Source organism: Brevibacterium oceani (assembly GCF_017948325.1).
In the GTDB taxonomy this organism is placed as follows: domain Bacteria; phylum Actinomycetota; class Actinomycetes; order Actinomycetales; family Brevibacteriaceae; genus Brevibacterium; species Brevibacterium oceani.
Genome location: NZ_CP072846.1, coordinates 1,471,315 through 1,494,360, shown reverse-complemented (window position 1 = coordinate 1,494,360; position 23,046 = coordinate 1,471,315). Strand labels below are relative to the sequence as shown.

Here is a 23,046-nt window from a genome sequence, read left to right as displayed (position 1 = left end):
CGTTGATGGCGACATGACTGCTGCAGCTGAACACATCGACCATGCCGCCGGCGCCGATTCCCGGGCGGCCGAACTCCTCACCGGGCTCAATCCCAGGCAGCGCGAGGCCGTGATCCACACCGGTTCCCCGCTGCTCATCGTCGCCGGGGCCGGATCGGGCAAGACCACGGTGCTCACCCGCCGCATCGCCTATGCGCTGGCCACCGGACGCGCCCACCCCGGCGAGGTGCTCGCCATCACCTTCACGAACAAGGCGGCCAAGGAGATGGCCGAACGCGTCTCCTCCATCGTCGGCCCGGCTTCGCGTGCCATGTGGGTCTCGACGTTCCACTCCTCGTGCGTGCGCATCCTCCGCCGGGAGGCGAAGGTGCTGGGCATGAAGTCGAACTTCACGATCTACGACGCTCAGGACGCTCAGCGCCTCGTCGCTCAGATCCTCAAGGAGCTCGGCTTGGATACGAAGAAGTACGCACCGCGGGCCATCCTGCATCGCATCTCGAACCTCAAGAACGACCTGCAGACGCCTGACGACTTCATCCCACGACCGAACAACCCTGCCGATGAGGTGCTCGCCGACGTCTTCAAGCGCTACACCTCCCGCCTGCGACTGGCCAACGCCTTCGACTTCGACGACCTCATCGCCGAGACCGTTCACCTCTTCGGAGCCTTCCCCGAGGTGGCCGATTCCTACCGTCGTCGGTTCCGTCATATCCACGTCGACGAGTACCAGGACACGAACCCGGCTCAGTACGCGCTCATCAAGGCTCTGGCCGGGGACGGTGCCGGAGGGTCCACAGGCGCCGAACTCACCGTCGTCGGCGACGCCGACCAGTCGATCTACGCTTTCCGCGGGGCGACTGTGCGCAATATCGTCGAGTTCGAGAAGGACTTCCCGAACGCGGACACCATCCTGCTCGAGCAGAACTACCGGTCGACGCAGAACATCCTCGACGCGGCGAACGCGGTCATCGCGAACAACGACGATCGGCGCGAGAAGAAGCTGTGGACCTCCGAAGGCTCGGGTGAGCCGATCATCGGCTGGGTGGCCGAGAACGAGCAGGGCGAGGCACGGTTCATCGTCGACCGCATCGACGACCTCATCGACGAGGAGAAGTACACCTACGGTGACTTCGCCGTCTTCTACCGCACGAACGCGCAGTCGCGTGCGATCGAGGACGCCCTGGTGCGGTCGGGCATTCCCTACAAGGTCGTCGGCGGCACCCGCTTCTACGAGCGCAAAGAGATCAAGGACGCCCTCGCCTACCTCCGCGTGGTCGCCAATCCCGATGACGACGTCAATCTGCGTCGCATCCTCAATGTGCCCAAACGCTCCATCGGTGATCGCACCGAGGGTCTCATCGCCGACTTCGCGGACCGTGAGAGCATCAGCTTCTACACTGCGCTGGGCCGGCTCGATGAGATCCCTCACCTGAGTTCGCGCGCCCTGACCTCGGTGCAGAAGTTCTACGATCTCATGCAGGATCTGCGCTCGACAGCCGAGTCCTCTCCTCTGTCGCGGGTCATCGAGGCGATCCTCGAACAATCCGGTTACCTCGAGTCGCTGCAGAAGAGCACGGATCCGCAGGACGAATCGCGGGTGGACAACCTCGCCGAGCTCGTCGCTGTGGCCGAAGACTTCGTCGCCACACGGGAGGCCGCCGTCGATTCCGACGGCGATGGCTCTGGTTCGCAGGCATCGGGTGCGGAGTCCGCCACGGCGGCAGATGAGGCAGGCACCGACGCCGAGGCGGCCGACCGTGACGACGAATCGACCGGTCCGCAGACCGCCACGTCCGACACCGGCTCAGACGAGGCTGCCGAGGACGAGGAATCGGCTGTCGAAGCGGTGCCCGGGGTGGGCCCTGCGGCCATCGACCAGTTCCTCGAGCAGGTGGCTCTGGCGTCGGACACCGATCAGATCCCCGATGCCGAACTCGGTCAGGTCACGCTGATGACGCTGCACACGGCGAAGGGGCTGGAGTTCCCGGTCGTCTTCCTCACCGGTCTCGAGGACGGCGGCTTCCCCCACGCCCGGTCGTTCGAGAATCCGCAGGAGCTCTCCGAGGAACGCCGCCTGGCCTATGTCGGGCTCACACGCGCCCGTCAGCGTTTGCTCGTCACCCGTGCCGAGACCCGAAGCATGTGGGGCCAGCCGCAGTACAACCCGCCGAGTCGATTCCTCGGCGAGATCCCGGAGAGCCTCATCACCTGGGAGAACACAGGCAGCTTCTCCGGTGGATTCGGCTCGGGCGGTTACGGGTCCGGTGCGTACGGCTCCGGGGGCTCGTCGTCCGGATACTCCGGCGGTTTCGGTTCGTCGCGTTCGACAGGCGGTTCGTCCCGGTCGCGCTCCGGTTCGTCCGCCTCGGCGCCGGTGGCCGGATTCCCCAATCGGATCCGCCCCAATCGAGAGGTCATCTCCGTCGAGGTCGGGGAGAAGGTCTCGCACGAGTCCTTCGGCCTCGGCACCGTCACCGAGGTCAACGGGGTCGGTGACAAGACGGTCGCGGTCGTCGACTTCGGTTCGGCCGGGTCGAAGCGACTGCTGCTGCGCTACGCACCGATCGAAAAGCTGGGCTGAGAGACTCGGTCATGCGGCTGGTCAGCCCCGGCCCGGTCAGACCAAGCCGGTCAGACCAGCCCGGGCTGACCGGTCCGCCTGCTCTGGCCGGTCCGTCGCACGAAGAAAGCGCCGAGGAGAACCGGAGTTCTCCTCGGCGCTTTGTCCATGCCGGACGCGGCTATGGAATGAAGGTCATTCGTTGCCAAGCTTGTCGTCGGCTCCGTCGCGACCCTTGTTGATCTGGTCTTCGAACTTTCCACCGGTGACATTGTTGGCTGCGTCCGAGGCCTTGTCCAGGCCCTGGTCGCTGATCTCTTCACCCTTATCGCTATTCAAGGCGTCCTTGGCTTTGTTAGTAAGATCGTCGAGTCCCATGCTGTCTCCTTTCATCGGAAAAGGTTCGAAGCGAACCTCTGACGACACTCACCCTGCCACTGATTCCGGCGCGACGACACCGGCGGGTTCCATTTCCCAGAAAATGCACATAATCGAGGTCATCGCGACTGCGGGACGATGAACGCCAGTCCGATCAGCAGGACGGCGAACAGCACGCATGTGGTGATGTCGACGGCCTTCGAACGATTGGTCCACACCTCGTTCCACGGCGGCGGCATCGCCCTGAACACGGCCAGGACTGCCGGCACCACGGCCAGGACGACGGCGCCGAGGCGGAAGTCGATGAAGGTGCATGCTGCGGCGGCGCCCGCCCCGAGGAGGCAGCCGAGCAGCACCCAATCGCGGCGGGTGGGATGCGCGTACCGGCGCTTCCAATAGATCCACCGCTTGGAGATTGGGCCTCTCCCCCGCCCCCGCCGGGCATGGCGGGGGTGAGGGTGTCTCATCTCAGTGGAAGAAATGGCGGCTCCCGGTCAGGTACATCGTGATGCCTGCCGTTTCGGCGGCAGCGATGACTTCGTCGTCGCGGATCGATCCGCCCGGCTGGACGACGGCGGTGACGCCGGCGTCGATGAGGATCTGCAGGCCGTCCGGGAACGGGAAGAAGGCGTCCGAGGCGGCGACGGACCCGGCGGCGCGTTCGGCTCCGGCCCGCTCGACGGCCAGCTTTGCGGAGTCGACCCGGTTGACCTGGCCCATGCCCACGCCGACGGAGGCCCCGCTCTTCGCGAGCAGAATGGCATTGGACTTCACGGCCCGACCGGCTCGCCACGCGAACTCGAGGTCGGCCAGGACCTCCGGGGCTGCGGCAGGTCCCGCGGCCAGCGTCCAGTTCTCCGGGGAGTCTCCTTCGGCTTGGAAGGCATCACGGTCCTGGACGAGGAACCCGCCGCTGATCGGCTTGATCTCCGAGGCGGGCACGTCGACGTCGCCGAGTTCGAGCAGACGCAGGTTCTTCTTCGTCGACAGAATCTCCAGGGCCTCCTCGGTGAAGGAGGGAGCGGCCAGGCACTCGGTGAAGATCGGCTTGATCGACGCGGCGAGTTCGGCGTCGACCTCACGGTTGACTGCGATCACTCCGCCGTAGGCCGAGAGCGGGTCGCAGGCGTGGGCGGCCGCATGGGCGGCGGCCGCGGTCTCACCGACGGCGATCCCGCACGGGTTGGCGTGCTTGATGATCGCCACGGCGGGCTGGTCGAAATCGAAGGCGGCACGGATCGCGGCATCGGTGTCGGTGTAGTTGTTATACGACATCGCTTTGCCGCCGAGCAGGGTGGCCCCGGCGATTCCGCGGGTCCCGTCGGCGTAGACGGCGGCGGCCTGGTGCGGGTTCTCTCCGTAGCGCAGGTCGGCGATCTTCTCACCGGTGACTCCGGCGAAGGCCGGCTGTTCGTCGGTGCCGAGCTCGGCGGCGAACCATGCGGCCACGGCGGTGTCATAGGCCGCGGTGTGGGCGAAGGCGCGGGCGGCGAACGAGCGTCGCGCCGCGAGGTCGAAGCCTTCCCCTGCGGCCGCGTCGAGCACCGCTTGGTAGTCGGTCGGATCGGTGACGACGGTGACGGTGGGGTGGTTCTTCGCGGCAGCACGCACCATCGAGGGTCCCCCGATGTCGATCTGTTCGATGCAGTCGTCGAAGCCGGCACCGCTGGCGACCGTGTCGGCGAAGGGGTAGAGGTTGACGATGACGAGGTCGAAAGGGTCGATCTCGAGCTCGGCCAGCTGTTCGAGGTGATCGGGTTTGCGGGAATCGGCGAGGATCCCCGCGTGCACGCGTGGGTGGAGGGTCTTGACCCGCCCTTCGAGACATTCGGGGAACCCGGTCAGCTCTTCGACCTTCGTGACGTCGACCCCCGCCTCGGCGATCTTCGCGGCCGTCGATCCGGTCGACACGATCTGCACGCCGTTGGCGCTCAGTCCGCGGGCCAGATCCTCCAGACCGGTCTTGTCGTAGACGCTGATCAGCGCTCTCTTGATCGCGCGGGTTCCTGTCACAGATCCTCCTTGAGGTTCGGTCGCCGGTCGGTTCTTCGCACGGCTGGGTTCAGTTCGGCACCGTCGCCGAGGCGGCATATCCGCGGACATGCCGACCATCGACGACGAGGTCGGAGTGGGCGAGATGGGCGAGGACGCGGACGAGTTCCTCCCGTTCGCGGGTCTTGATCCGTTCGTGCACGGTCTCTTCGGTGTCATCGTCCCCGATGGGCACCGCGTACTGCGCGATGATCGGACCGGTGTCGACGCCGGTGTCGACGAGGTGGATGGTTCCCCCGGTGATCTTCACCCCGTGGGCGAGCGCGTCACGCACTCCGTGCGCGCCCGGGAACGAGGGCAGGAGTGCAGGATGCGTGTTGATGATGTGCTGTGGGAACGCCGCGACGAAGTCCTCGCCGAGGATGCGCATGAATCCCGCCGAGACCACCCAATCGGGTGCGTACTCGGCGACGGTCTTCCGCAGGGCTTCGTTCCACATCGCACGGTCCGTGAAGTCCTTGGGACGGACGACGAAGGTCGGCACATCGTGGCTGCGTGCTCGGTCGAGGACACCTGCCGTCGGAGAATCCGACCCGACCGCGCAGATGTCGACACCGCGCGCACCATCGACGAATGCGTCGATGACTGCCTGCGTGAGGGTACCGGAGCCTGAGGCCAGAAGAACGATGCGCACCCGCACAGTCTAACGTCTGCGACGGAGCGAGGCGCCCCGGCACTCGGCACCCGGACACAGTTCGGCGTTCGGGCACCGCCCGTCGAGGCATTTGTCAGTCGTCTGTGAGAAACTGACGGAGTGACGTCACCAAACAGCACCGAAGAGAAGAAGGCCCCGACTCGCGAAGAGGAGCAGCAGGCGGCTCCGGCACGACACGGGCTCGTCCTCATCCTGCTCATCCTCGCCTCGGTGCTGACGTTCACCTACCAGCTGCCGTTCAAGCTCGCCGCCGTCGGCTTCGCCATCGCCGCGATCGTGTGGTCGGTGAAGTACATCGTCGCCGTGGTCAAGACGAAGCAGCGGAGGAACATGTCGCTGGGCATCCTCGGCGGACTGCTCAGCCTCTATCTCATCTTCTCGACGATGTCCTCGGTCATCCTCTGGCCGGTGCAGTCGAAGTACGAGGAGTGCCTGCGCGACGCGATCACCCAGCAGGCTCAGCTGTCCTGCACGAGCGAATACCAGACCGGCCTCGGCGACTGGTTCAAACAGATCACCGGGCAGGACCTCGACATCCCCGGAACCAACTGAGACCGGTGTGCTTCGGCACCTCGGACCTGCCCGTCTGAGGACTCATCCGTGAACCTCGGCGTACCTGCCTGCCGCTGAGCACGGCATCCCCGGCCCCGATACAGCCGTCCCCGGCGTCACAGCTGACCCCTGCGTCCCTGCTCAGCGGACCTCGTCGTCATCGAGGACGGCGTCGTCTCCGAAGTACCCACCGTCATCGTCGACCCCGAGACCATCATCACCCGGCCCCGGCTGCAGGTTCGACAATCGGATCAGCAGCAGGCCGACGCTCATCCCCGCACCGATCCACGCAGTGATCACCAGCGCCGAGGTGAGCGCCGAGGGACCGAAATCGGCGAGTCCCAGCGGCCCCAGTGCACCGGAGGAGAAGACCGCGATGACCTCCGCACCGACGAAGACGATTCCGGCGGCGACGCCGATCCCCGTCCACGAGCTCTCGAGCACGTCCCGAGCCCGGAACCGTCCGAGGATGGTGCAGAGCAGACCGAGGACGACGAGGAGGATGGGCGCGGCTGCCGTCCATGCCGGGTAGTCCCCGATGAGAAGCTGGAGAACCGGCACATCGGGGACCGGTGAGGCGGTCGCGCTGAACGCCGAACTCGTGCCCGCTCCTCCGAGACCGACACCGGTGCCGGCAGACCACGAGAGTGCAGAGAAGAGAATGCCCGGGGCGAAGAGCACCTGCACGATGAGGAGGCCGAGGCCTGCGGCGACCGGCGAACTGTAGACCTGCATCGAGTCGGTCACCTCCTCCCAGCGGAGGACGAATCCGACCGCGAGGATGATCACCGCAGCGACGAGCCCACCCCAGACCAGCCGGCGGGCGAGCCTGACACCGACGTCCCAGGCTCTGTCGTCGAGAAGTCGCAGTCCCGGGAAATCGTCGATCCCGCGGACCCGAAGGCACCCGAAGAACAGCGCCGACAGCAGAAAGAGAACGAGACGGAGGAAACCGAGCGGAGTCATCGTCGCCTGCCCGACGAAGAGCGCGAGAGCCACCAGAGGGGCAGCGTAGGCGAGCGTGAACGTCCCCAGTCCGGCGCCGACGATCGTCCACCACTGGCCGAGTGCGACCTCATCGTCGTCCCAGTCCGCAGCAGCGACACCGGCGACCAGTCGCTTGGCCGCCGCGGCCACGAGCAGCCACAGTCCGAGAGTGACGAGACTCGGTGCCAGGGAGAAGTCGAAGCCGAGGGTGGTCACGCTCAGTCCCGAGATCGCCGCCCACAGTGCGAAGGCCCATTCGGGAACGGCCGAATAGGGAAGCTGTGAGCCGAGCCCGATGATCCAGAAGACGATTGCCGCCACGAAGACAGCGGGCACGACGATGAGGTCGATCTTCACGACTTCGATGAGTGCGTTGACGATCGTTCGGCGGAGGGTCTGAGGGTGGGGAGAAGTCTGCATCAGCACCATTTTCGCTGACTTCGAGCCGGCTTCCCGGTATTGACAGCGCGATTCCCTGTTCTGGGAAGTACAATTGCGCCAGGACAGGCTTGTACACGCAAAGGATGAACCCCACGATGAGCAACGGGAACGATCACCTCAATTTCCCGCCACCACCCAGCGAGCCTCCGAATACCGGCGGCGCGAAGTCGCCTGGCGAGCACACCGACGACGACCGAGGTTCGGCCGCCGCTGAGGATGTGAGCCCCGCAACGTCCTCCCCTTCCGAGGAGTCGAACACCCCTCCCGAGGCGTCTGAATCGTCACAGTCCTCTGCTGACTCGTCGGTCCCCGACGACCAGGCACCTCCACTCGGCAGCTCCAGTGGGGATTCTTCGGCCCGGCCCACCGTGACGCCGGCCGCCTCGCAACAGGACCGAGCCCCGCAGTATTCGGGGACCGGCTCCCAGGCCGGTCTCGGCCAGCAGGATGGGGCTCCGCAGCAGCCGAATGAGGCACCGGTCTACCCGCCCGCCGGCCCCTACCCCGGTGCCGGCCCTCAGAACGGTCAGCCCCAGAACGGCCAGTACCAGGGAGGTCAGTACCAGAACGCGCAGAATTCGAGTGCACCGTACCCTGGCGGTCAGACACCGAACCCTGGCGGTCAGAGCGGCACTCCCTACCCCGGAGCACAGAACCAGGCGGCACCGAACCAGGCCGGGCAGAGTCAGCCGGGCCAGTACCAGACCGGTTCGGGTCCGAACCCGAATCAGACCGGCTCCGGGCCCGGACAGTCGCAGGCGATTCCACAGCCGGCGCCGGCGCCGGGCTTCGCCGGCTCGCAGGCCGCTGCGACTCGGGCCGATTCCCGTCCTGAGAAGAAGAAGAGCAAGCTTCCGCTCTTCATCACTCTCGGTGCGGTCGCTCTCGTCATCATTCTCGTGCTCGTCGGCTTCCTCGTCATCGGCAGCGTCAATAAGAACAACTACGGTCCCGACAAGGTGGCCGCGGACTATGTCGAGGCTCTCAACAAGGGCGACTTCGCCGCCGCCGAGAAGATCGCGCCCTCACCGCGCCCGGAGGGCACGAATCTCGATCTGCTGTCCAAAGAGTTCACCGACGCGTCATCGGCGAAGATCGAGAAGGCGAAGGTGGAGTCGTCGAAGGTGGACGGGGACAAGGGCACCGTCACCGTCTCATATGAGCTCGACGGCAGTCCTTACAATGTCGATCTTGCGGCGAAGAAGGACGGGAAGCAGGATCTGTTCTTCGACAAATGGACGATGACCGGCCCCGACCTCAACGTCGTCTCACTCGACGTTCCCGCCGCCGACGGTCTCACCGTCAACGGTGAGGACTACAAAGTGAAGTCGGGAACCACTTCGTTCGCCGTCTACCCCGGCAACTACGACTTCAAGATCCCGTCGAACAAGTGGATCTCGGAGGCTTCCGACACCGCCGGAGTGAACTTCCCGAAGGCCTTCCCCCCGGGCGGCCAGCCGAACGAAGGGCAGGTGTCTCCTACGACCCTCAACCTCGATCTCACCCCCACGGATAAGTTCCAGAAGGAAGTCCAGAAGCAGGTCGAGGCCGAGCTCAAGAAGTGCTTCGACAACAAGAGCATCAAGCCCAAGTGCAAGTTCATCAAGTTCGATCCCACCGAGATCCCTGTCGGCGGTTCGGACAAGAAGCTCGACGATCTGGCGAAGAAGGACTCCGCGAAGTGGACCATGAAGGACATGCCCAAGGTGAAGGCCTCGTTCAGTGCGGGTGACACGAACACCGGTTCGTTCTTCACCGAGAAGCCCGGCAAGTTCGACTTCACCGTCGACGGCAAGGCCGCCGGCTCCTCATACTTCTCCAACGGCAATGCTCTCTCGGTCTCCGGCAGCGTGAAGATCGACGGAGACAAGCTCAAGGTCGAATTCTTCGACTTCTGAGACTCTGCGCCACCCTGCGGCACCAGCTCTGCGGCACCCGCACCGCGACCCTCGACGGGCGGCGGTGAGCGTTCAGCTCATCGCCGCCCGTTCTGGCGTCTCAAGACCGCCGGCATCTTCGAACCAGGCGCCGGCGGCCATGACGACATCGTCGGCGAAGCGGCGACCGATGAGCTGAGCGCCGATGGTCCGACCATCGGGCATGAATCCGGCCAGCACCGTCGCAGCGGGCTGTTCGGACATGTTGTAGGGCATGGTGAACCCGACGTGCCCCATCGGCTCGTGCACCTTCGGATAGGGCATCGGCTGCTCTGCCGGGAACGCGGCATCCGGTGACGTGGGCGAGATGACCAGGTCGAATCCGGAGGTGGCCGCGATGGTGCGCCGCCGGATCTCCTGCACACTGTGATAGCAGTTCATCAGCTCGACGCCGCTGGTGTCCGCCCCATCCTGGGCCCACTGCTGGATGTAGGGCAGGATGAGCGCCTGCTCCTCGACCGGCAGCGCCTTGAGGTCCGCCCACGACCGCACTCGCCAGAACAGGTCCATGTCGTGGAGCAGGTCATCGTCGATGAAGGGCTCGATCATGACGATCTCGGCACCGGCCGCGGCGAAGCTCTCGGCCGCCTCGGTGATGGTGGATCGCACCTGAGCATCGACGGCCACTCCGCACCCGGCATCGAGGTGCAGACCGATCCGCAGCCCACGCGGATCGAACGGGGCGTCTGACCCGCAGCCGGGGCCGGCCGGAAGATCGTCGGAGGCGAAGCGCGGCAGCCGCGAATAGTCCCGGTCATCGGGGGCGGAGACGATGTCCATGGCGGCCCGGACATCCGACATCCGGCGTGCGAGCGGACCGGCGCACCGCCCGAGGTAGGGCGCGTCGAGAGGAATCCGACCGAAACTGGGTTTGAGCCCGGCCAAGCCCAGCCATGTGCACGGCAGGCGGATCGAGCCGCCGATATCGGAGCCGATGTGGATGGGGCCGTACCCGGCCGCGGCCGCCGCTCCCGCTCCGGCACTCGAGCCGCCCGTGGTCAGACTCGGGTCGAGCGGTGAACGGGTGACTCCGTGCAGGGAGGAGACTCCCGAGGACAGCATTCCCCAGTCGGGCATCGTCGTCGATCCGAGGATGACGGCGCCGGCTTCCTCGAGTCGCTGTGTGATCGGGGCGTCGTGGTCGGAGATCGGCATCTCGACCCACGCGTGCCCGCTGGGCAGGGGCACGCCGCGGCGCGCGATGTTCTCCTTGATCGTCACCGGCACACCGTCGAGGTCGCTCAACGGACTGCCTTCGCGCCAGCGAGCGGCACTGGCCACGGCGGCTGCGCGGGAACGGTCGTCATCGCGGTGGAACAGGGCGTTGATGACCGGTTCGCATTCGTCCATCCTGTCCACGACCGCGGCATGCACCTCGATCGGGTCGAAGTCTCCGGATGCGTATCCGGCCGCCATAGCGGCCGCACTGTGATCGGCAAGCGTGGTGGTCACGTTCCGCCCTTCCTTTCGATGGTTCTGATGTCGTGTGTCGGTGCTTGTGCGCCCGGTGCCGTACTCCGAACATCCGTCGGTGCCGTGGCCCTGCCGATCCGGTGCTGAATGCGTTTCACCCGGTGGAAGCGAGCGCGTCGGCGAGGCTCGGTGTGGCGGCGATGAGACGCCGGGTGTACTCCTGCTGAGGGTTCGAGTAGATGTCCTCGGTGGCCCCGGATTCGACGATCTGACCGTCCTTCATGACGATGACCTGCGAGCACAGGTGTTTGACGACACCGAGGTCGTGGGAGACGAACAGCAGCGTGAGCGCATAGTCTTCGACGAGGTCGGTGAGCAGGTTGAGCACCTGGGCGCGCACCGAGACGTCGAGCGCTGAGACCGGTTCGTCGGCGACGAGGATCTGCGGCCGAGTGACCAGGGCGCGGGCGATCGAAATGCGCTGGCGCTGCCCGCCGGAGAATTGGTGCGGGTAGCGCCGCAGGGACTGTGCGTCGAGGTCGACTGCCGCGATCATCTCCTCGACCCTGGCGCTTCTCTCGTCCTTGTCGACCCCGGCCGCGACGAGCGGTTCGGCGACGATGTCGGCGACCCGCATCCGCGGATCGAGCGACGCGAATGGGTCTTGGAACACGATCTGGAGGTTCTCCCGCAACGCGCGCAGGGCGGTCGAGCTCGCCGCCTCGACCCGGATGTCGCCGACCCTGACATGCCCGGTCGTGGGCCGGTCGAGTCCGGAGAGGATGTTCAGCAGCGTTGACTTCCCGGACCCGGATTCGCCGACGATGCCCAGCCGCTCCCCTGCGGCGACGCTGAAGTCGATGCCGCCCAGGGCCGTGACGTCTGATCGTCGACGACCGAAGAGGCCCCGGCCCTTGAAGACGCGAGTGACGTCGGAGACCTCGATGAGCGGTGCCGATCCCGTCGTCGAGGCGGCCCCACCCTGACCGTCGGCCGCGCGGTTCGCATCCGTCGACGAGTCACGGGTCGGCACGCGCGGTCCCGCATAGTCGAGCGCGGTCTTCAATGTGAACAGGCGACCGCGGTCATCGGTGGCCTCGAGGTCGGAGGAGGCCAGCAGTCCGCGAGTGTACTCGTGCCGGGGTGCGGTGAAGATCTCGGTGACGGTGCCGGTCTCGACGATCCGCCCGCGGTACATGACGATCACCCGGTCGCAGACACCGGCGACGACGGCGAGGTCGTGGGTGATGAACAGCAGACCGGCCTCCACGGCGGCGACCCGTTCGGCGATGAGGTCGAGCATGCGTCTCTGCACGGTGACGTCGAGGGCGGTCGTCGGTTCGTCGCAGATGAGCAGCCTCGGCGAGTTGGCCAGGGCGATGGCCAGCATGACCCGCTGCCGCTGCCCGCCGGACATCTGGTGCGGATAGGCGAAGCGCGCACTGTCCGGGTCGGGCATATGGACATCGGCGAGGAGTTCGCACACCCGTCCCGGGATCAGCGCGCGGGGAACCCTGCGGTGGATGCGCAGCACCTCGGCGATCTGGTCGCCGATGCGCATGAGCGGATTGAGCGCACTCATCGGCTCTTGGAACACCATCGAGACGATGTCCGAGCGCAGCCCGGCCAGGGTCTTCTCGTTCGCCTCGAGGAGGCTGCCGCCATGCCCCTGCAGACTCACGGTGCCCTGCGCGTGCAGTTCCTCGGGCAGCAGTCCCATGACCGACAGTGCGGTCAGCGATTTCCCGGATCCGGATTCTCCGATCAGGCCGACCCTCTCCCCCGGCGCCAGGCTGAGGCTGACGTCGTCGAGCACGGGCACCTCGGCGCCGGCAGGAGTGATGGTGAGGTTGCGGACCTCGAGCAGGTTCTCAGGCACCCCTGGCCTCCATCTTCGGGTCGAATCGGTCACGCAGGCCATCCCCTAAGAGGTTGAACCCGAGGACGGCGAGCGCGATGAACAGTCCCGGCCACAGGGCGAGCTCCGGATGGGTGGACAGGAACTGCTGGGACTCCTGCAGCATCCGCCCCCAGGAGGGAACCGGCGCCTGGGTTCCGAGCCCGAGGAAGGACAGCCCCGCCTCGGCGAGGACGGAGATCGCGAACGCCACCGAGGCTTGGACGATGACCATTCCGGCGATGTTCGGCAGCACATGGACCACGGCGATCGCCGGGATCCAACGATTCGAAGCCCGCGCGGCGCGGACGTATTCGGAGCCGAGCACCTGCAGCGTCCCCGACCTGGCCACCCGCGCGAACCCGGGGATCGCGGCGATGCCGACGGCGACCATGGCCGGACCCGTCCCAGGCGAATATACGGCGGCGAAGATGATCGCCAGCAGCAGGGCGGGGAAGGCCAGCAGGATGTCGTTGGCGCGCATGATCACCGCGTCGATCCACATCCCCCACGGCTGTTTGGCGAAGATCGCGGACACGATCCCGATCGGGGTGCCGATGAGCAGCGCGATGCCCACGGCCACGACGCCGACCATGAGCGTGATCCTCGCCCCGTACATCACCCAGGTCAGCGTGTCCCGACCGAATCTGTCGGTGCCGAACGGGTGGGCGGGGCTGCCCGCGCGGAGCCTGGCGACCGGGTCGATCTCGCTGGGCCCGTACGGGGTCCAGACGAAGGAGACCAGGGCGAGGCCGAGGATGAGGACGACGAGGCAGGCGCCGATGATCATCGAGGAGTTCAGCCGCAGGCGTGAGCGACGGCGCCCGGTCGCAGGTTCCGGCGCCGAGGCGGTCGCTGCGCTCACGTCGAGGGCGACGTCATCGCGGGGGCTGTTCGCACCGGTGGGCATCTCACTCATGCGGCGTTCCGGATTCGGGGATCGACGAGGGGCACGAGGATGTCGACGATGAGGTTGATGATGAGCACGAGCAGCACGAGGACCATGACGATGCCCTGAACCGCGATGAGGTCTCGGTTAGCCACTGCGCGCACGAGTTCGGACCCGATGCCCGGTAGGACGAAGATCTGTTCGATGATCACGGCACCGACGAGCAGGGTCGCCAGCTGCACACCGGCGACTGTGATGACGGGGATCGCAGCGTTGCGCAGACCGTGGACGAACAGGGCTTTCGTTCTGGTCAGGCCCTTCGCTCGGGCGGTGCGGATGAAGTCCTCACGCATCACGTCGAGCACAGCCGAGCGCACATAGCGGGTGAGGATGGCCGCCTGCACCAGCGCCAGTGAGACCACGGGCAGGACGAGTCGGAGCAGGAATCCGCCGACGCCCTCGATCGGAGCCATCCAGCCCTGGGAGGGGAACCAGCCGAGGGTGAGTGAGAAGACGATGATGAGGATGATGGCGGCGAGGAAGTTCGGGATCGCGATGCCCACCTGGCTTGCCGCGGAGATCGTCACTCCGATCCAGCTGCGCTGTTCGAGCGCGGCGAAGGTGCCCAGCGGCACGGCGATGAGGATCGACAGCGCGATTGCGGCGATGACGAGGATCGCGGTGACCTGGACGCTGTCGATGATGACCGGAGTGATCGCCGCCCCGGTGACGTAGGAGGTGCCGAAGTCGCCGCCGAGCATGCCGACAACCCAGTCGAAGTAGCGGACGACCGGCGGCCGGTCGAGGCCGTACTGGGCCTCCAGCGCCGCCACCGCCTCAGGGGTGGCGTTGGTGCCCAGAGCCACCTGCGCCGCGTTGCCGGGCAGCAGGCTCATCAGTGCGAACACCACCACCGAGGCGACGATGAGGGAGAGTGCGAACTGGATCGCACGGTTGGCTGCGTAGGTGAGCATCGAACGGGTCGATCACTTCCAGCTGAGGTCCGCGATCTTGAACGCGTCGGAGACCCGGTTGGCGGGGACGCCCTCGATGTCGGCCTTGGCGATGACGAGGTTCGGGAACAGGAACAGGAAGTCCGAGGCCGCATCGTCGGTGATCGTCTTCGCGATCTCCTTCATTCCGGAGATGTACTCTTCCTCCGTTCCGGTGTCCGCCTTCTCGGCGATCTTCTTGATCTTCGCATCGTCGTAGCCGATGTAGTAGTCCTTGGAGAACACCGTGAGGATGTCCCGCGGTTCGGCATGGTTGATCACCGACATGTCGAAGTCGTGTTCGGTGAACGTCTTGTCCAGCCAGACGGCGGGGAACTCCTGGGTCGTCACCTTCGCCTTGAGTCCGACCTCTTCGAGCTGGGCGGACACGATCTCGGAGATCGCCTTCGCATACGGCAGGTTGGGCACGGTGAAGGAGAACTCCTCCCCCTTGATCCCGGCCTCGTCGACGAGCTCCTTCGCCGTCTTCGGGTCGTACTTCCAGACCCCGGTGAGGTCCTCGTAGTACGGATCGGTCGGTGGGACCATCGAGCCGATGAGTTCGCCGTAGCCTGCCCAGGCGGTGTCGAGCACGGCCTTGCGGTCGATGGCGTGCATGACTGCTTCGCGGGCCTTCTTGTCCTTGAAGATCCCCTTCGCATTGTTCATCGACAGCACGACTTCGCCGTTGGTGGTGCCGGAGACGATCTGGTAGTCGTCGCTCTGGTATTCGCCGGCCAGTTCGGGGGCCTGGAGGTTGGAGACGAGGTCGATCTCTCCGGACTTCAGGGCGTTCGAGGCCGAGACCGCGTCCTTGAAGTATTTGAACTGCACCGAGTTCAGGGCGGGTTTGTCACCCCAGTAGTCGTCCCGGGCGGCGAAGTCGATCGACTGGCCGCGGGTGAACTTCTCGATCTCGAAGGGTCCGGTGCCGATGGCCTCGTTGGCCAGGTCCTTCGTGCCCTCGGTGTCGAAGACGGCGCCGACGAGGCTGGTGAGGTTGAACAGCCACGTGTTCGACGGCTTCTTCAATTCGATCTTCACGGTGTCGTCGTCGGGGGTCTCGATGGATTTGACGATGTCCATCTTCGACTTCAGCGCGTTCTTCCAGTCCTTCTGCACCCGCTCATAGGAGTACTTGACGTCCTCGCTGGTGAGGTCCGCGCCGTTGGAGAACTTCACGCCTTCCTGCAGTTCGAAGGTGTAGGTCGTGCGATCGTCGGAGAGCGACCAGTCCTTGGCCAGCGCCGGCTGGATCTCGCCCTCACCGTCGAGGCGGACGAGCGATTCGTAGACGTTCTCCATGAGCGCTTCGGGGATGGCGACCCCCGAGGTGGAGGTGAAGTCGAGGTTGACCGGTTCGGCGGTGAAGGCGATGGTCATCGAATCCTTCTTCGCATCCTCGCCCGAATCCGATGCCCCGGCCGAGCAGGCCGTCAGCAGCAGGCTCACAGCGGCAGCGCCCGCCACCCACGTCATGATGCGCGGAGTCTTCATTGTTCTCCTCGAATTCGCCGACCGCAGAGCGGGTCGTTCGCCAAACACCCAAGCATCGTCAGTGTAACCGATGTTCTCACCAGGTGAGGCGACGAAGTTCGAATGCTGGGCCGGATCGGGAACGCGAACGAGACCCGGTGCGAGCAGCGGGCAGAGTCGGGCTCATCAGCCGGGCGCGAGCCCATCCTTCAGAGGCCTGGGCCCGCTTCTCAGAAGCCCAGGCCCGCCGCTCAGAGGTCGGGTTCGGCGGCGAAGATCTCTGCAAGTGCGTCGAAGGCGATCCTGCGGTGGGAGCGGGAGTTCTTCTCTTCGGCGCTCATCTGTGCGGCGCTGATCGTCGAGCCTTCGGGCACGAAGATCGGGTCGTAGCCGAAGCCGTTCTCGCCTCGGGGTTCGGTCGCCAGGGAACCGGGCATGACGCCCTCGGCGGTGAATTCTCGGCCGTCCGCGGTCACGGCCGCCGCGGCACACCGGAACTGGGCGCCCCGGTGCTCCTCGGCGATGTCGCTCAGCTGTGCGAGCAGGAGGTCGAGGTTGGCCCGGTCGTCGCCGTGTGTGCCCGACCATCGAGCGGAGAAGATGCCCGGTGCCCCGCCGAGGACGTCGACGCTGATGCCCGAGTCGTCGGCGATGGCGGTCCTCCCGGTGGCCATCGCGGCAGCGCGGGCCTTGATGAGCGCGTTCTCGATGAAGGTCACTCCGGTCTCGGGGACATCGTCGAGGCCCGCCTCGGCGGCGGTGAGCACCGTGGTGTCGGCGCCGAGGACGGGGCTGAGAATGGTCAGCAGCTCCCGCTTCTTGCCTTCGTTGTGAGTAGCGAGGACGAGCGTCGTCACTGTCCGAGCACCTCGTTCTGGATGCGGGTGAGATCGGTGCAACCCTTGGTCGCGAGGTCGAGCAGCTGGCCGAGTTCATCGCGGTCGAACGGCGCACCCTCGGCGGTTCCCTGGACTTCGACGAACTTGCCCGATCCGGTCATGACGACGTTCATGTCCGTCTCGGCGCGGGAGTCCTCGACGTAGGGCAGATCCAGCAGGGGTTGCCCGTCGATGATGCCGACGCTGATGGCGGAGATGGAGTCGATGATCGGGTTGTGGGCGGCGGGGATGAGCCCGGTCGACCGACCCTTGTCGATGGCTTTGGCCAGCGCCACATAGGCACCGGTGATCGAGGCGGTGCGGGTTCCTCCGTCGGCCTGGAGGACGTCGCAGTCGAGGACGAGCGTGTTCTCTCCCAGCTTCTCCATGTCGATGACCGCGCGCAGGCTGCGGCCGATGAGCCGGGAGATCTCGTGGGTGCGGCCGCCCTGTTTGCCCTTGACGGACTCTCGCGTGCTGCGGGAATCGGTGGCCCGCGGCAGCATGGCGTATTCGGCGGTGACCCAGCCGCGGCCCTGGCCCTTGAGCCAGCGGGGCACGCCTTCGGTCAGCGAGGCCGCGCAGAGGACGCGGGTGTTGCCGAACTCGATGAGAGCTGACCCTTCTGCGGTGTTGATCCAGTCGGGGGTGATCCTGACTTCACGGAGTTCGTCTGCCTGACGGCCGTCTGCGCGCACTGTCTGCCTCTTTCGTTTCGTCGTTGCGGATTCTTCTGCTGCGGCTCATGCCGCTTCGCCCGAGCTCACACGTGCCGGGCGCGAAGGCGCCGGACTCACACGGTCCAGGTGGCTCCGGGTTTGGCGAGTTCGATGGGACCGTGGAACTCGCCGGCTGCCTCACCACGAACGATGGAGCAGTCGGTCCAGATCGGGATGTGGGTGAGCACGAGCGAAGCCACCTCGGCGTTCTGGGCCACTCGCCCGGCTCGCTTTCCGGTGAGGTGGATGCCACGAGCGGTGTCACGGTCCTCTTGGAAGGCGGACTCGCAGAGGAAGAGATCGGCGCCTTCGGCGGCGGCGACGAGGTTGTCGCATTCGTCGCTGTCACCGGAATAGGTGATGACGCTGCCCTTGGCATCGGTGATCCGCAGTGCGTAGGTCTCGACGGGATGGTCGACGAGGAAGGACTCGATCGTCAGCGTTCCGATCTGGTGTCGGCTGCCGTGGTCGAGGTCGGAGAACTCGAAGGCGTGGTCGAAGTCCGAATCGTCTCCTCCGTTGGCGACCGGGGACCGACCGGGATCGGTGTAGTAAGCGCGGGTCAGCCGGTCCTTCGCACCGGGAGGCGCGAGCACCGGGGTGCGGGTGCGGATCGTGCCGGTGTCGGAGATGTCGCCGTTGAAGTACTTCGGGTCGAAGCAGTGCTTGACGTAGAGACCGGTCATGTCCATGCAGTGGTCAGGGTGCAGGTGGCTGAGCACGATTGCCGACAGACGATCGGTGTCGATCGTCTGCTGGAGCGGGCTGAGCGCTCCCGAGCCGAGGTCGAGGATGATGCGGGTGGGCGTGTCCTCGTCGGATTCGATGAGATAGCAGCTGGCGAGGGTGCCTCGCCCGGGGAAGGAGCCGGCGGTGCCGATGGCAGTGAGTTTCATGTCTCGTCATCCCCTTGCGCTTGGTCCAGCAAGGTCGTCGTCAGTCGGTCCTGAATCCAGGTCAGGAAATCGTACAGGGTCAGGGTGAGGTCTTCCGATTCGGAGAGGTCCTCGCGGTGGGCGTATTTCTCCTCCTGCGCTTCCTCGGAGTCGATGCCCAGGCGCACGGCGAACACGAGCCGCAGGTCGTTGAGTCCCTTCATCCAGGCCAGGACCTCATCGTGGGTCAGGGTGATGTCGCTGCTCTTGCTCAGTCCCAGCAGCACGATGCGCACATTGTGCGCCTTGGCCTGTTTGAGGTCGTATTCGGTGAGCCGCCGGAACTCGGCGGAGCGTTCTTCGTCGTCGGGGTCGACATCGGGCAGCAGCCGCAGCAGCGCCGGGTCCTCGGGGCGAGGGCGATCGACGAGTCCGAGCCGGGCTTCCCAGTTCTCCGAGTCCGGTCGGTCTGCATCGCCGTCGTCGGCCTCGGACAGGAGTTCGGCGAGGTCGGTGAAGACCGTGAGCATGAGAGAACGTTCATTGTCCTCGAGTCTGAGGACGATGTCGTCCCCATGAGCGTCGATGGCGGCCATATCTCAGTCGGATCCTGAATCGGGTTGGCATGCGGCCCAGAGGCCGTATTCGTGCATCGCCTGGGTGTCCCGCTCCATCGCTTCGCGACCACCGGTGGCGACGACGGAGCGGCCGTTCTCGTGGACTTCGAGCATCAGGGAATCGGCTTTGTCCTCGGAATAGCCGAAGTAGCTCTGGAACACGAAGCTGACATAGCTCATGAGATTGACCGGGTCGTTGAAGACCACGGTCCGCCAGGGCTTGGCCAGGTCTTCGACCGGTCGGACGTCGACGTCCGGCTCCAGAACTGGTGTCGTTGGATTGCTCACGTTTCCAGCTTACGGCAGAAGACTGACGCTGTCGTGACGTAAGATCGCGCCTATGAGTGATCTCACACGCACCGATTCGACGGCATTCTTCACGGATCAGTACGAATTGACGATGGTGCAGGCCGCCTTGGAATCGGGCGCCGCACACCGCAAGAGCCTCTTCGAAGTCTTCGGCCGCACACTTCCTGCCGGTCGTCGCTACGGTGTCGTCGCCGGCACCGGGCGGATCCTCGAGATGATCCGGGATTTCCGCTTCGACGATGCGGAGCTGTCGTATCTCAGCCGTGAGCAGATCGTCGACGATCGCACCATCGACTGGCTGGCGAACTACCGGTTCTCCGGGACCATCCGCGGCTATGCCGAGGGTGAGGTCTACTTCCCCGGTTCACCGCTGCTGACGATCGAATCGACGTTCGCCGAGGGCGTCATCCTCGAGACGCTCATCCTCTCGGCGATGAACTATGACTGCGCGGTCGCCTCGGCGGCCTCCCGGATGGCGCAGGCGGCCGGTGATCGCCCGTGTGCGGAGATGGGCGGACGACGCACGAACGAGCATGCCGCAGTGGCTGCGGCACGGGCGGCCGTCATCGGCGGTTTCGCGTCGACGTCGAATCTGGCTGCAGGACTGAGGTACGGGCTGCGCACGATCGGCACCTCGGCGCATTCCTTCACCCTCCTCCATGATTCCGAGCGTGAGGCCTTCGCCGCTCAGCTGAAGTCGCTGGGTCAGGACACGACTCTCCTGCTCGACACCTACGACGTCGAGGACGCGCTGGCGACCGCGGTCGAACTGGCCGGCACGGACCTCGGCGGGGTGCGGATCGATTCCGGGGATCTCATCGAGCAGGCCAGGGAGGTCCGGGACGGGCTGGACCGCCTCGGCGCCCACGACACGACGATCACGGTCACGAGCGACCTCGACGAGTATGCGATCGCGGCCTTGGCGGCCTCCCCCGTCGATTCCTACGGCGTCGGCACTCGCGTCGTCACTGGTTCCGGAGCACCGGCGGCCGGCCTGGTGTACAAGCTCGTGGCGCGCGCCGACGAAGCCGGGGAATGGACGTCCGTGGCCAAGCACTCGTCCGGCAAACCCTCGCGGGGCGGGCACAAGGAGGCGCTGAGACTCATCGACGGTGCGATCGCCGTCGAGGAGGCCGTCGGCATTCCGTCCCTGCCCGGAGACGTCGGCGAGGGACGTCGGCTCAGCGTCGATCTCGTCATCGACGGTGAGGTCGACGAGGACTTCATCGGTGCCGCCGGAGTGAAGAAGGCCTGTGCCCGCCACGACGAGTCTCTGGCCGAGCTGCCGCGCTCGGCTCGCCGTCTGCAGGACGGCGAACCGGCTATCCCGACCGTCTTCTACACAGACTGAACGCGACCGGCGTCACTTCTTGCCGACGAACCAGCCCTGCAGCTTCGCGATCCGGGCCTGGATCTGTTCGCGGGTGGCCTGAGCCACGGCCGGTCCCCCGCAGGCCTTGCGCAGTTCGACGTGCACGTTCTGATGCGGGGTGCCGGTACGGCGTGACCAAGCGCCGACGAGGCTCTGCAGCTGGTTGCGCTCTTCCTTCATCGCCCGGTGCTCGAGTTCGCTGGTGGCCGTCTCCGGCTGTGGCGGTGCCGCCGCGGTCTTCCGTTTGGCCTGCCTGGCCTGCTGGGTGCGCAGCAGTTCGTGGACCTGATCGGGTTCGAGCAGTCCAGGGATCCCGATGAAGTCGAGTTCGTCCTCCGAACCGATGGCACCGCCGGTGCCGAATTCGCCGCCGTCGTAGAGGACACGGTCGAACAGGGCTTCGGCGCCGAGGGCTTCGAAGGAGCCGAGCTGGTCGGATGAGGCGCCTTCGTTCCGATTCGCCTGTTCCATGGCCTGCTCGTCGAAGACGACGACGTCGTTCTCGTCTTCGTTCGTCGGACGATCGAGGGCGTGGTCGCGTTCGACCTCCATCGTGTTCGCCAGCGCCAGCAGGACCGGCACGGAAGGCAGGAACACCGAGGCGGTCTCTCCGCGTTTGCGAGCACGCACGAAGCGCCCGATCGCCTGAGCGAAGAACAGCGGGGTCGATGACGAGGTCGCGTAGACGCCGACACACAGACGTGGGACGTCGACGCCTTCGGAGACCATTCGCACGGCCACCATCCACCTGTCGGTGGAATTCTGGAACTGCTCGATCCGCTCCGAGGCACCGGCCTCGTCGGAGAGCACGACGGTCGGCTTCTCACCGGTGATGTCGTGGAGGCGTTTGGCGTAGGCGCGGGCCGCCTCCTGGTCGGTGGCGATGACGAGGCCGCCGGCGTCGGGGACGGTGCGGCGGACCTCGGTCAGCCGGAGGTCGGCGGCCTTGAGCACGGCTGGGATCCAGTCGCCCTTAGGGTCGAGCGCTGTGCGCCAGGCCTGTGCGTTGATGTCCTTCGTCGTCTCCTCACCGAGGACGTGGGACATCTCGTCGCCGGCCTTGGTCCGCCAGCTCATCGCCCCGGCGTAGGCGAGGAAGAGGACGGGTCGGACGACGGAGTCCTTGAGCGCGCGACCGTATCCGTAGGAGTAGTCCGCCACCGAGGTGCGGATGCCGTTCTCGTCGGGAGCGTAGGTGACGAACGGGATCGGTGAGGTGTCCGATCGGAAGGGGGTTCCTGTCAGGGACAGTCGGCGCACCGCCGGGCCGAAGGCCTCCCGGACCGCGTCGCCCCATGACAGTGCGTCACCGCCGTGATGGACCTCGTCGAGGATGACGAGTGTGCGGCCGGCGGCGGTCCGGTTGTGGTGGAGGACCGGTTTCGCTGCCACCTGGGCGTAGGTCAGTGCCACTCCGTGAAAGCCGGGTGCGTGCCTGCCCTGGGAGTTCTTGAAGTGGGGGTCGAGTTTGATGCCGACTCGCGCCGCCGAATCGGCCCACTGCACCTTGAGATGTTCGGTGGGGGCGACGACGGTGACGCGGTTGACGACCCGCTGAGCCAGGAGCTCGGCGGCCAGACGCAGAGCGAATGTGGTCTTACCGGCGCCGGGAGTCGCGACGGCCAGGAAGTCCTTCGGCTGCTTCTGGAAGTAGAGTTCGAGGGCCTCCGCCTGCCAGGCACGCAACTTTCCGGCCGTTCCCCAAGCGGCGCGTTCGGGGAAAGCCGGTGGAAGTTGTTCTGCAGCGGAGGTCCCAGGTGCTGATGGGAGACGTTCCGCGGACATCTACTCCTGCGGTCCTTCGGACATCGTCTCGTAGATCTCTTTGCACTTGGGGCAGATCGGGAACCGCTCCGGGTCGCGAGTGGGGACCCACACCTTTCCGCACAAGGCGATCAGCGGAGTCCCGGTCACCATGGACTCCATGATCTTGTCCTTGGGAGCGTAGTGGCTGAAGCGCTCGTGGTCTCCGGGCTCGACAAGCTGCTCGGACTGCTCGCGCTCGATCGTTGCTGAACCGCCTGAAGCTGGAATGGTCATGGCTCCA

The 23,046-nt window shown here is 66.0% G+C and carries 21 protein-coding genes; 4 read left to right on the top strand and 17 right to left on the bottom strand.

Annotated elements, in window-relative coordinates:
* Window positions 1–13: 13 nt before the first annotated feature.
* Entirely contained in the window at window positions 14–2,581 is a 2,568-nt protein-coding gene (locus J9314_RS06540; RefSeq protein ID WP_210605014.1) for a UvrD-helicase domain-containing protein, read from the top strand.
* Between the two features lie 174 nt (window positions 2,582–2,755).
* Here J9314_RS06540 and J9314_RS06535 read toward each other — a convergent pair whose 3' ends face one another.
* The 4 genes from J9314_RS06535 to purN form a co-directional block, all read right to left on the bottom strand.
* Window positions 2,756–2,938, bottom strand: a complete 183-nt coding sequence (locus J9314_RS06535; protein WP_181275484.1) for an antitoxin — start codon at window positions 2,936–2,938, stop codon at window positions 2,756–2,758.
* Between the two features lie 119 nt (window positions 2,939–3,057).
* Window positions 3,058–3,405, bottom strand: coding sequence for a DUF3017 domain-containing protein (locus tag J9314_RS06530; RefSeq protein ID WP_210605013.1), 348 nt, complete (start codon window positions 3,403–3,405; stop codon window positions 3,058–3,060).
* Between the two features lies 1 nt (window position 3,406).
* Window positions 3,407–4,951, bottom strand: coding sequence for a bifunctional phosphoribosylaminoimidazolecarboxamide formyltransferase/IMP cyclohydrolase (gene purH / locus J9314_RS06525; RefSeq protein ID WP_210605012.1), 1,545 nt, complete (start codon window positions 4,949–4,951; stop codon window positions 3,407–3,409).
* Window positions 4,952–5,000: 49 nt separating this feature from the next.
* Entirely contained in the window at window positions 5,001–5,624 is a 624-nt protein-coding gene (gene purN / locus J9314_RS06520) for a phosphoribosylglycinamide formyltransferase (RefSeq protein WP_210605011.1), read from the bottom strand.
* Window positions 5,625–5,744: 120 nt separating this feature from the next.
* Here purN and J9314_RS06515 point away from each other — a divergent pair, with 120 nt between their 5' ends.
* Window positions 5,745–6,197, top strand: coding sequence for a hypothetical protein (locus tag J9314_RS06515; RefSeq protein WP_210605010.1), 453 nt, complete (start codon window positions 5,745–5,747; stop codon window positions 6,195–6,197).
* Window positions 6,198–6,338: 141 nt separating this feature from the next.
* Here J9314_RS06515 and J9314_RS06510 read toward each other — a convergent pair whose 3' ends face one another.
* The gene (locus J9314_RS06510) at window positions 6,339–7,604 is read right to left on the bottom strand and encodes a cell division protein PerM (RefSeq protein ID WP_210605009.1); all 1,266 of its coding nucleotides are present in this window, start codon (window positions 7,602–7,604) and stop codon (window positions 6,339–6,341) included.
* A 116-nt stretch (window positions 7,605–7,720) separates the two neighbouring features.
* Between J9314_RS06510 and J9314_RS06505 the strand changes: the two genes are divergently transcribed.
* Complete coding sequence (locus J9314_RS06505) at window positions 7,721–9,523, top strand: hypothetical protein (protein WP_210605008.1); 1,803 nt, start codon at window positions 7,721–7,723, stop codon at window positions 9,521–9,523.
* 72 nt (window positions 9,524–9,595) lie between these two features.
* On the opposite strand, the gene J9314_RS06500 is transcribed toward J9314_RS06505, so the two are convergent.
* From J9314_RS06500 to clpS, 10 genes are all read right to left on the bottom strand, one after another.
* On the bottom strand, window positions 9,596–11,014 hold the full coding sequence (locus J9314_RS06500) for an amidase (protein ID WP_281412372.1): 1,419 nt from the start codon (window positions 11,012–11,014) through the stop codon (window positions 9,596–9,598).
* A gap of 115 nt (window positions 11,015–11,129) precedes the next feature.
* Entirely contained in the window at window positions 11,130–12,854 is a 1,725-nt protein-coding gene (locus J9314_RS06495; RefSeq protein WP_210605007.1) for a dipeptide ABC transporter ATP-binding protein, read from the bottom strand.
* Complete coding sequence (locus J9314_RS06490; RefSeq protein ID WP_210605564.1) at window positions 12,847–13,782, bottom strand: ABC transporter permease; 936 nt, start codon at window positions 13,780–13,782, stop codon at window positions 12,847–12,849. Before J9314_RS06490 ends, J9314_RS06495 begins: the two co-directional genes overlap by 8 nt.
* A 5-nt stretch (window positions 13,783–13,787) precedes the next feature.
* The gene (locus J9314_RS06485) at window positions 13,788–14,735 is read right to left on the bottom strand and encodes an ABC transporter permease (RefSeq protein ID WP_210605006.1); all 948 of its coding nucleotides are present in this window, start codon (window positions 14,733–14,735) and stop codon (window positions 13,788–13,790) included.
* A gap of 12 nt (window positions 14,736–14,747) precedes the next feature.
* Window positions 14,748–16,250: an ABC transporter substrate-binding protein gene (locus J9314_RS06480; RefSeq protein WP_210605005.1), complete on the bottom strand. Its 1,503-nt coding sequence runs from the start codon at window positions 16,248–16,250 to the stop codon at window positions 14,748–14,750.
* A gap of 230 nt (window positions 16,251–16,480) precedes the next feature.
* Window positions 16,481–17,086, bottom strand: coding sequence for an RdgB/HAM1 family non-canonical purine NTP pyrophosphatase (gene rdgB / locus J9314_RS06475; RefSeq protein WP_210605004.1), 606 nt, complete (start codon window positions 17,084–17,086; stop codon window positions 16,481–16,483).
* Window positions 17,083–17,805 (bottom strand): ribonuclease PH, encoded by a 723-nt coding sequence (gene rph, locus J9314_RS06470; protein ID WP_181275473.1) that lies wholly within the window; start codon window positions 17,803–17,805, stop codon window positions 17,083–17,085. Before rph ends, rdgB begins: the two co-directional genes overlap by 4 nt.
* A 95-nt stretch (window positions 17,806–17,900) precedes the next feature.
* The gene (locus tag J9314_RS06465; protein ID WP_181275472.1) at window positions 17,901–18,722 is read right to left on the bottom strand and encodes an MBL fold metallo-hydrolase; all 822 of its coding nucleotides are present in this window, start codon (window positions 18,720–18,722) and stop codon (window positions 17,901–17,903) included.
* Window positions 18,719–19,297 (bottom strand): DUF2017 family protein, encoded by a 579-nt coding sequence (locus J9314_RS06460; protein ID WP_210605003.1) that lies wholly within the window; start codon window positions 19,295–19,297, stop codon window positions 18,719–18,721. Before J9314_RS06460 ends, J9314_RS06465 begins: the two co-directional genes overlap by 4 nt.
* 3 nt (window positions 19,298–19,300) lie before the next feature.
* On the bottom strand, window positions 19,301–19,606 hold the full coding sequence (gene clpS, locus J9314_RS06455; protein ID WP_181275470.1) for an ATP-dependent Clp protease adapter ClpS: 306 nt from the start codon (window positions 19,604–19,606) through the stop codon (window positions 19,301–19,303).
* Between the two features lie 52 nt (window positions 19,607–19,658).
* Here clpS and J9314_RS06450 point away from each other — a divergent pair, with 52 nt between their 5' ends.
* The gene (locus tag J9314_RS06450) at window positions 19,659–20,978 is read left to right on the top strand and encodes a nicotinate phosphoribosyltransferase (protein ID WP_181275469.1); all 1,320 of its coding nucleotides are present in this window, start codon (window positions 19,659–19,661) and stop codon (window positions 20,976–20,978) included.
* 12 nt (window positions 20,979–20,990) lie between these two features.
* Here J9314_RS06450 and J9314_RS06445 read toward each other — a convergent pair whose 3' ends face one another.
* Together J9314_RS06445 and J9314_RS06440 are read right to left on the bottom strand one after the other, a co-directional pair.
* Complete coding sequence (locus J9314_RS06445) at window positions 20,991–22,784, bottom strand: DEAD/DEAH box helicase (protein WP_210605002.1); 1,794 nt, start codon at window positions 22,782–22,784, stop codon at window positions 20,991–20,993.
* Window positions 22,785–23,039: a DUF3039 domain-containing protein gene (locus J9314_RS06440; RefSeq protein WP_035320920.1), complete on the bottom strand. Its 255-nt coding sequence runs from the start codon at window positions 23,037–23,039 to the stop codon at window positions 22,785–22,787.
* Window positions 23,040–23,046 lie beyond the last annotated feature (7 nt).

Bases quoted from the DNA above. Each gene is read 5' to 3' on its own strand.
- J9314_RS06540 (WP_210605014.1), top strand. From the start codon at position 14: ATGACTGCTGCAGCTGAACACATCGACCATGCCGCCGGCGCCGATTCC.
- J9314_RS06535 (WP_181275484.1), bottom strand. From the start codon at position 2,938: ATGGGACTCGACGATCTTACTAACAAAGCCAAGGACGCCTTGAATAGC.
- J9314_RS06530 (WP_210605013.1), bottom strand. From the start codon at position 3,405: ATGAGACACCCTCACCCCCGCCATGCCCGGCGGGGGCGGGGGAGAGGC.
- J9314_RS06510 (WP_210605009.1), bottom strand. From the start codon at position 7,604: ATGCAGACTTCTCCCCACCCTCAGACCCTCCGCCGAACGATCGTCAAC.
- J9314_RS06505 (WP_210605008.1), top strand. From the start codon at position 7,721: ATGAGCAACGGGAACGATCACCTCAATTTCCCGCCACCACCCAGCGAG.
- J9314_RS06490 (WP_210605564.1), bottom strand. From the start codon at position 13,782: ATGCCCACCGGTGCGAACAGCCCCCGCGATGACGTCGCCCTCGACGTG.
- J9314_RS06485 (WP_210605006.1), bottom strand. From the start codon at position 14,735: ATGCTCACCTACGCAGCCAACCGTGCGATCCAGTTCGCACTCTCCCTC.
- J9314_RS06480 (WP_210605005.1), bottom strand. From the start codon at position 16,250: ATGAAGACTCCGCGCATCATGACGTGGGTGGCGGGCGCTGCCGCTGTG.
- J9314_RS06465 (WP_181275472.1), bottom strand. From the start codon at position 18,722: ATGAAACTCACTGCCATCGGCACCGCCGGCTCCTTCCCCGGGCGAGGC.
- J9314_RS06460 (WP_210605003.1), bottom strand. From the start codon at position 19,297: ATGGCCGCCATCGACGCTCATGGGGACGACATCGTCCTCAGACTCGAG.
- J9314_RS06450 (WP_181275469.1), top strand. From the start codon at position 19,659: ATGAGTGATCTCACACGCACCGATTCGACGGCATTCTTCACGGATCAG.
- J9314_RS06445 (WP_210605002.1), bottom strand. From the start codon at position 22,784: ATGTCCGCGGAACGTCTCCCATCAGCACCTGGGACCTCCGCTGCAGAA.
- J9314_RS06440 (WP_035320920.1), bottom strand. From the start codon at position 23,039: ATGACCATTCCAGCTTCAGGCGGTTCAGCAACGATCGAGCGCGAGCAG.